This is a genomic window from Cellulomonas soli, from assembly GCF_052036975.1.
Classification (GTDB): domain Bacteria; phylum Actinomycetota; class Actinomycetes; order Actinomycetales; family Cellulomonadaceae; genus Cellulomonas; species Cellulomonas soli_A.
On record NZ_JBQIAR010000017.1, the window covers coordinates 74,545 to 82,884 of the forward strand.

Sequence of the window (8,340 nt, forward strand, 5' to 3'; positions counted from 1 at the left end):
GGATGTGCTCATGACGCGTCGACCCCTCGCAGGGCTCACCGCCCTGTCCCTCACCCTCACCAGCGCCGTGCTCGGGACGAGCGCGCTGCTGGGCTCCGCGGCCGCCGCGGCACCACCACCGGACACGCCGGTCGCGGCAGACCCGGCGCTCTCCGCGGGCCTGACCACGACCACCGAGGACTCCCCCTCGGGCAAGGTCTCGGCCGACCTGGCCGAGGCGGACGGCACGGTCACCGCGCTCGTCCAGCTGGACACCCCGTCCGCCGTCGAGGTCACCGCCGAGGGCGGTGACGCCGCTGACGTGCAGGCCGCGGCCGCCGACACCGAGGAGCTCGCCGCCGACGTGGTGCCCTCCGAGCTGACGGCTGCGACGGTCGACGCCGCCGCACCGCAACGCATCGCCACGCTGACCAACCTGGTCGCCGGCACGCTCGTCAGCGGCGACGCCGCCAAGATCCGTGAGCTGGCCGCCTCCGACGACGTCGTCGCGCTCTACCGGGTCGCGTCCAAGACCATCGACAACGCCCACCAGGTCTCGTTCACGCGGGCCCTGCAGGCCTGGCAGGACACCGGCCACACCGGCCAGGGCGTGCGCATCGGCATCATCGACACCGGCCTGGACTACACCCACGCCGACTTCGGCGGCCCCGGCACCCTCGAGGCCTACGCCGCGGCGTACGGCACCGACGGCACCGCGCCCGTCCCCGCCGAGCTGACCGACCCGGCCAAGTACATCGGCGGCTACGACTTCGCCGGCCCGCTGTACGACGCCGACCCGGCCTCCGAGCTGCCCGGCTCCACCCCGGTGCCGACGCCCGACGAGAACCCCATCGACGCGTCCTACCTGTCGGACAACTCCGGGCACGGCTCGCACGTGGCCGGCACGGCCGCCGGGTACGGCGTGGACGCCGACGGCCAGACGTTCCGCGGGGACTACACCGGCCTGACCGACGTGTCCGACTGGACCGTCGGCCCGGGCACCGCCCCGCAGGCCGAGCTGTACGCCCTGAAGGTGTTCGGTGACATCGGCGGCTCGACGGACCTGACGGCCCTCGCGCTCGACCGTGCCGCCGACCCCAACGGTGACGGCGACCTGGGCGACCGCCTCGACGTGGTCAACCTGTCGCTCGGCTCCGACGGCTCCCCCGCGGACGACCCCGACTCGGTGCTCGTCGACACGCTGTCCGCCCTGGGCACGGTCGTGGTCCTGGCCGCCGGCAACGCCGGTGACCTGGAGGACATCGCCGGCGCCCCCGGCAACGGCATCACCGGCCTGACGGTGGCCAACTCCGTCGGCAGCCCGCAGACCTACGACGGCGTGCAGGTCACGGCCGCCGCCGACCCGGCGCTCGTGCGCACGTTCTCCGGGCAGAACTCCATCAACTACGCCGGCGACGCCGACGTCACCGCACCCGTCGTGGCCATCGGTGCCACCACGTTCGACGGCTGCACCGCGTTCACCCCCGAGCAGGCGGCCCTCGTGGCCGGCAAGATCGCCTACCTGTGGTGGAACGACGACGACACGGCCCGGCGCTGCGGCTCGGCCGCCCGCTGGACCAACGCGCAGAACGCCGGCGCCGTCGGTGTCCTCATCGGCACCACGACCAACGTGTTCGCCGCGGGGATCGCCGGCAACGCGGGCCTGCCCGGCGCGCAGCTGACCGGTCCGTCGACCACCGCGCTGCTGCCGGAGATCACCGCCGGCACGCTCACCGTGCACCTCGGCCCGTCGCTGGCCGGCACCGTGATCGAGGACATCGCCGGTGACGCGCTGAACTCGGGCTCGTCGCGCGGCGTGCACGGCTCGCTGGGTCACGCCAAGCCCGACGTGGCCGCCCCGGGCACGCTCATCGTGTCCGCGGCGTCCAGCACCGGCAACGAGTCGCACAGCCTGTCCGGCACGTCGATGGCCTCCCCGCACGTGGCGGGCATCGCGGCACTGGTCCGCTCGGCCCACCCGGGCTGGGGCCAGGTCGAGGTGAAGGCCGCCGTGGTGAACACCGCCACGCACGACGTCACCACCAAGGGTCTGGGCAACGGCGAGGTCTACGGCCCCGCCCGCGTGGGCTCCGGCCGGGTCGACGCCCTCGACGCGGTCACCACCCCCGTGGTCGCCTACAACTCCGCGGTGCCCGGGCAGACGTCCGTGGCCTTCGGGGTCGTGAACGTCGGTGCCGAGACGGTCACCGCCACCAAGACCGTCACGGTGAAGAACCTCGGCGACAGCCCCGTCACGTACGCCACCTCGGTGTCGTCCGCGACGACGGCGGGCGGGGCCACGATCACCGCCACCCCGGCGACGCTCACGGTGCCGGCCGGTGGCGAGAAGCTCGTCACGCTCAAGCTGACGGCCGACCCGACCACCCTGGCCCGGGACATCGACCCGACGCAGGACATCACCCAGGCCGGCGGGATCCCGCGTGACTACGTCGCGCAGGTCTCCGGGCGGCTCGTCCTCACCTCGGGCGACACCGAGCTGCGGGTGCCCGTCCAGGCGGCGCCGCGACTGGTCAGCGACCTGTCCGCCGGGAGCGCCGCGTTCGCCGACGCCGGGGCCGCCACCGCGACCCTGCCGATCAGCGGACGCGGGGTCGCCGACGGCGGCTGGTTCTCGTTGACCACGCCGCTGGTGCTGGCCGCCACGAGCCCCAAGCTCGAGGACGCACCCGGGTTCGTCACCTCGCCGTCGGCCACCGCCGCCGGCGATCTGCGGTACGTCGGTTGGGTGTCCACCGCCCCGCAGGTGGCCGCAGCAGGGGGCGACCCCCGCGACGGCTACCTCGGCATCGGTGTGGCCACCGACGGCGAGTGGGGCACCCTGGGCCGCTCGACGCAGCCCGTGGCGGACATCGACATCGACGGTGACGGCACGGCCGACATCGAGTCGTACGTGACCAAGTACGCCGAGTCGGACATCACCGTGGCCCTCACGATCGACCTGGAGACGGGCGAGACGCTCGACGTCGAACCCGTCAACCTGTTCTTCGGCGACGTCGACTCCGGCGTGTTCGACAACAACGTGGTCGTGCTGCCCATCGCCCTGAGCGCCGTCGGCATCGAGCCGGGCGACACCCCGAGCGTCCAGGTGTGGACGTACTCGGAGTACGCGCAGGACCCGGGCGGCGTGCTCGACGCGGTCGACGCGTTCACGGTCAACCCGTACGACCCGGCGTTCTGGTTCGACACCAGCGTGGCCGGCTCGTTCTCGTCGCTGGGCGCCGACGGCGCCGGCATCGGGGTGCACCGCTCCGCGGCGAGCACCGGTGGGCAGCTCCTGGTGCTCCAGCACCAGAACGCCACGACCACCAGCCGCGCGCAGGTCGTCGACGTCACCGTCCCGGCGGCCGTCGCCACCACCACGACCCTCAAGGTCAGCGGCGGCGGCAAGGCCGGGCAGGAGGTCACGCTGGCCGCCAAGGTCACGCCGACGGACGCGTCCGGGACCGTGAAGTTCCTGGACGGCGAGACCGAGATCGCCTCGGCCGCCGTGTCCGGTGGCAAGGCGACGGCCAAGGCCGCCCTGGGTGCCGGCAAGCACACGCTGACCGCCGTCTTCGTCCCCGACTCCGGGGCGTGGGCCGGGTCGACGTCGAAGGCCGTCAAGGTCACGGTCGCCAAGTCGGGGTCGTCCACGAAGCTCGTGGTCTCCCCGCGCGAGGTGAAGTTCGGCACGGCGGCGACCACCACGGTCACCGTCACCGGGCAGACCACGGCACCGGTGGGCACCGTCGAGATCCGTGAGGGCCGCAAGGTCCTCGCCTCGGCCGAGCTCACCGTCGACGGGCGCACCGGGACCGCCACGCTGACGCTGCCGACCGACCTCAAGGTCGGCACGCACCAGCTGACCGCGGTCTACACAGGCAGTGCCGATGTGACGGGCTCGCAGTCCAGTGCGAGCCTGCGGGTCAAGAGCTCGAGGCACTGACGCTCTGACCCGGTGGCGGTGCACCCGCCGCCGACCTGGACGCCCCGTCCGCCCGGTACCCCCGGGTGGGCGGGGCGTCCGTCGTCACAGATCGTGCCGAGCCGCTCAAGTCGGGACATCCCGCGACCGATGCGGAGGTATGGGACTGCCCAGGCCCTTGCCACGACCCACCGACGGATCGCGGGTGCCGCACCCGCACCGCCCCCTCGAGGGGCACCTGCTCGGCGACGAGCCGGTGCCTGCACCCGTGCCTCTGCCCGACGGTGAGCTGGAACCACTGAACGAGGCGGAGCTGGTGTGGACCGCGCAGCACCGCGAGCTGGTGCTCCGGCTGTGCGAGGGACACACGGACGTCGACACCCTCTCGGGCCTGTTCGACCGGGTGCAGGCCAGCTGGTTGGCGTCCGCCGACCGCGACGACCCGCACACCCTGGTCAACGCGTTCGGCATCGCGCTCGGGGACCTGCTGATCGCGCGGCTGCCGGGGCTGCGGTGGAGCGCCTACACCGATGCGGCCGGCCCGGAGCTGGTCCTGGCGCACCCCGTGCACGAGCTGGTGGTGTTCCCGATCTCGTCCGTGGCCCGGCAGTGGGGGCACGCGGCCGAGGACTGGTTCGCGCGCTACGCGGACGACGTCACCGACGGCGCCCGGTCGATCCTCGGCGACGAGGGCTGAGCGACACTCCGCTCAGAACAGGACGTCCTGCGCGAGCGCGGGCGTCTGCATCGGCACGGCCGGCGAGTCGGCGGCCGCCCGAGCGGTCGGCTCGTCCCCGGTGTGCCCGTCGGCCACGACGGGGACGACCTCGTCGAGCGGCACCGCCGCGCCGCCCGACTCCCAGCGTCCGGGCCGACCCGCCTGGGCCTCACGGGCGGCGACGCCGGCCAGCTCGTCGGCGCGCTCGTTGAAGTGGTTGCCCTGGTGCCCTCGCACCCAGGTGAACGCCACACCGCCGGGTCGCTGCGCGATGGCCCGGTCGATCGCCTGCACGATCGCCAGGTTCTGCACGGGCCCGCCGCTGGAGGTGCGCCACCCCTTGCGCTTCCAGCCGTGCACCCACTCCGACGCGCACTTGATCGCGTACTGCGAGTCCGACTCGATGCGCAGCGGCACCTCGCCGGGGTGGGCGTGGATGGCCTCGAGCACGGCCTTGAGCTCGGCGATCTGGTTGGTGCCGGAGACCTCACCGCCGCTGGCGTGGGTGCCGTCGTGGTTGATCCACGCCCACCCGATCGCCCCGCCGGGGTTGCGCAGGCAGGAGCCGTCCGTGCTGACCGTGATCACGGGGAGCATTCTGCCGTGCAGACGGTCGGGCTCCGCTACGGCGCGAGGCGGTCGCGTCGGCGGGCGAGCGCGGCGGCCTCGGCGGGGTTGCCCGCCAGCTCGACGGCCCGGTCGTACGCCTCGCGCGCGGCCCGGTCGCGGCCGAGCCGGCGCAGCAGCTCCGCGCGCGTCGCGTGGAACGGGTGGTAGCCGGCCAACGCGCCCTCGAGGCGGTCGACGGTCGCCAGTGCGACCTGGGGGCCGTCGACCTCGGCCACCGCGACCGCCCGGTTGAGCGCGACGACCGGCGACGGGTCGAGCACCACGAGCTGGTCGTAGAGGGCGACGACCTGCGACCAGTCGGTCTGGCGGACGTCGCGCGCCGAGGTGTGCACGGCGTTGATCGCGGCGAGCAGCTGGTAGCGCCCGGGTGCGACCCCGGAGTCGAGCCGCTCACGCACCAGCCGGTGACCCTCGGCGATCAGCCCCGGGTCCCAGGCCGTACGGTCCTGCTCGTCGAGCGTCACGAGGTCGCCGCCCGCCGTGACGCGTGCGGGGCGCCGCGCCTCGACGAGCAGCATCAGCGCGAGCAGGCCGGCCGCCTCGCCGTCCTGCGGCAGCAGCGTGCGGACCAGGCGCGCGAGCCGGATGGCCTCGGCCGTGAGGTCAGGGCGCACGGGACCCGTGCCGGGGCCGGACGTCAGGTAACCCTCGTTGAACACGAGGAACAGGACGGCCAGCACACCCGAGACACGCTCCGGCAGATCCGCCGCCGACGGCACCCGGTACGGGATCCGCGCCTGCCGGATCTTCGTCTTCGCGCGCGTGATCCGCTGACCCATGGTGGTCTCCTGCACCAGGAACGCCCGCGCGATCTCGGGCACCGTCAGACCGCCGACCAGGCGCAGCGTCAACGCGACCCGGGCCTCTGGCGCGAGCGCCGGGTGGCAGCACGTGAAGATCAGCCGCAGCCGGTCGTCGTCGACGGCACCGACGGGCTCGGTCGGACCGCCGGTGAGCTCCGCCCACGCCGCCGCCTGCTTCTCCGCTCGCCGGCCCTCGCGCCGCAGCCGGTCGACGGCCTTGCGGGTCGCGGTCGTGGTCAACCAGGCGCCGGGCCGGGACGGCACGCCGTCGGCGGGCCACCGAGCGACCGCGGTCGCGAACGCCTCGGCGGCGGCCTCCTCGGCGACGTCCAGGTCGCCGAACCGCCTGGTCAGGGCCCCGACCACGCGAGCCCACTCCTCGCGGTAGGCCCGGACGACCGCCTCGGCGGCCTCGGAGGCCTCCGTCACGCCGAACCGCCCAGGAAGGGGCGCACCTCGACCCTCCGCTGGCAGCTCCTCGACCCCTCGGAGGCGAGCGCGAGCGCCACGTCGAGGTCGGGGGCCTCGACGATCCAGAACCCTGCGAGGTACTCCTTCGTCTCCACGAAGGGACCGTCGGTCAGCACCGCCCGACCGGCCCGGTTGTCGATCACCGTGGACGAGCCGGGCGGGGTGAGCCCGCCGGCGAAGACCCAGTGGCCCTGCTCCCGCAGGGCGTCGTTGAACGTGTCGATCGCGGCCATCTCGTCCGGTGTCGCCGATCCGGTCGTGTCGTCGATCACGGAGATCAGGTAGAGCATCTCGGGTCCTCCCTCGTCGTCGGGACACCCCGTCGGGCGGTCCCCTCACCCCTGCGACGAACGCCGCCACCCCGATTCGACACCGTGCCGGGCCCGGGTTGCGAGAAGGACCCGCGGATCGGCCGGGTCAGGCCACCGAGGTGAGCGCGTCGAGCAGTCGCGTCATGCTCGACGTCAACCCCCACCGCCCGGCGAGCGCCACCAGCGCGTCCGGGTCCGCCGGGGTCACCGGCAGTCGGTCGTCGACCTCCCCGACAGGTGCGTCCGAGGCAACGCGCACGACCAGCGGCGCCACCCGCAGGTAGTCCGCCGCCACCTCCAACCGGCGCCGCTGCGTGGCGGTCAGCCCAGGATCGCCGGCGTCCCGTGCGGCCAGCACGCCGTCGAGAGACCCGTACCGCGCGATGAGGGCCGCCGCGGTCTTCTCGCCGATGCCGGGCACGCCCGGCAACCCGTCGCTCGGGTCGCCGCGGAGCGCCGCCATGTCGGCGTAGGCCGGTCCCGACGCCACGGCGTACTTCTCGCGCAGGCGCGCGACGTCGATCACCTCGAGGTCCTTGACGCCCTTGACCGGGTACAGCACCCGGACGGGGACGGAGTCGTCGACCAGCTGGAACAGGTCCCGGTCACCCGTCACGACGTCGACGGATGACCGCTCCCCCGCGGGCCGCGCGACCTCGCGGGCGACGAACGTGCCGATGACGTCGTCCGCCTCGTACCCCGGCACGCCGACACGGGCGATGCCCAGGGCCGCCAGCACGTCGCGGATCACCGGCACCTGCACGGCCAGCGCCGCAGGCACGTCCTCCGCACCGGTGGTGCCGGGCACCTCCCGGGCCACCCGGTGCGCCTTGTAGGAGGCGATCGCCTCGACCCGGAACGCCGGGCGCCAGTCGTCGTCCCAGCACGCCACGAGCCGGTCCGGCCGGTGGTCGACGACCAGCCGCGCGATCATGTCCAGCAGGCCCCGGACCGCGTTGACCGGCGTGCCGTCCGGCGCCCGCACCGACTCCGGCACCCCGTAGAACGCCCGGAAGTACAGCGAGGCGGTGTCGAGAAGAAGAAGCGGACCTCGTTCGCTGCTCACCACAGGAGTGTCGCACCACCGAGGTGGCGCGTCCCTAGCCTCACGCCATGACCGCCGACTCCCAGGGAGCGACCGGATGGGAGTTCTCGGATGCGTGGATCCTGGCTGCGATCGGCGACGGCACGCTGATCGGTGCCGCGGACTACTACAACCACGCAGTCCCCACTGAGGTGGAACTGAGCCAGGGCATCGGCCGACTTCTGGCATCCGGTCTCATCGCAGAGGTCGGGCCAGCGTGGAAGCCCACGACGGCGTCGACCGCCCTCTGGGCGAGGAGCACGGGCAGCGGCTACCTTCGCATCGCCTCTCTCCTCGAAGCCATGTCCTCGGTCGCGCTCGTCGAGGGCATCTGGAAGCCCCCCTCGGGGGCGCTCGATCGGGGGTCCCGGAGGTACGCACGCCCGTTCACCTGGATGCTGCCTCCGCGCCGAAGGGGG

7 protein-coding genes are annotated in these 8,340 nt (G+C 73.7%); 3 read left to right on the top strand and 4 right to left on the bottom strand.

Annotation, left to right across the window (positions count from 1 at the left end; translation table 11 throughout):
* The first annotated feature begins 10 nt into the window (after positions 1-10).
* Both ACTHAM_RS15850 and ACTHAM_RS15855 read left to right on the top strand, forming a co-directional pair.
* Positions 11-3,925 carry a S8 family serine peptidase gene (locus tag ACTHAM_RS15850; RefSeq protein WP_440689195.1) on the top strand — a complete coding sequence of 1,305 codons (3,915 nt, stop codon included), beginning with the start codon at positions 11-13 and terminating at the stop codon, positions 3,923-3,925.
* A gap of 184 nt (positions 3,926-4,109) precedes the next feature.
* Positions 4,110-4,601: a DUF3806 domain-containing protein gene (locus tag ACTHAM_RS15855; RefSeq protein ID WP_440689197.1), complete on the top strand. Its 492-nt coding sequence runs from the start codon at positions 4,110-4,112 to the stop codon at positions 4,599-4,601.
* Between the two features lie 12 nt (positions 4,602-4,613).
* Here the strand turns inward: ACTHAM_RS15855 and ACTHAM_RS15860 are convergent, their stop codons facing one another.
* The 4 genes from ACTHAM_RS15860 to ACTHAM_RS15875 form a co-directional block, all read right to left on the bottom strand.
* On the bottom strand, positions 4,614-5,210 hold the full coding sequence (locus ACTHAM_RS15860) for a ribonuclease H family protein (protein ID WP_440689199.1): 597 nt from the start codon (positions 5,208-5,210) through the stop codon (positions 4,614-4,616).
* Positions 5,211-5,245: 35 nt separating this feature from the next.
* The gene (locus ACTHAM_RS15865; protein WP_440689201.1) at positions 5,246-6,484 is read right to left on the bottom strand and encodes an RNA polymerase sigma factor; all 1,239 of its coding nucleotides are present in this window, start codon (positions 6,482-6,484) and stop codon (positions 5,246-5,248) included.
* Positions 6,481-6,816, bottom strand: coding sequence for a YciI family protein (locus ACTHAM_RS15870; RefSeq protein ID WP_440689203.1), 336 nt, complete (start codon positions 6,814-6,816; stop codon positions 6,481-6,483). Before ACTHAM_RS15870 ends, ACTHAM_RS15865 begins: the two co-directional genes overlap by 4 nt.
* 127 nt (positions 6,817-6,943) lie before the next feature.
* Positions 6,944-7,903, bottom strand: coding sequence for a 5'-3' exonuclease (locus ACTHAM_RS15875; RefSeq protein WP_440689205.1), 960 nt, complete (start codon positions 7,901-7,903; stop codon positions 6,944-6,946).
* A gap of 47 nt (positions 7,904-7,950) precedes the next feature.
* Between ACTHAM_RS15875 and ACTHAM_RS15880 the strand changes: the two genes are divergently transcribed.
* On the top strand, positions 7,951-8,340 hold a 390-nt coding region (locus ACTHAM_RS15880; protein ID WP_440689207.1), incomplete at its 3' end, for a hypothetical protein.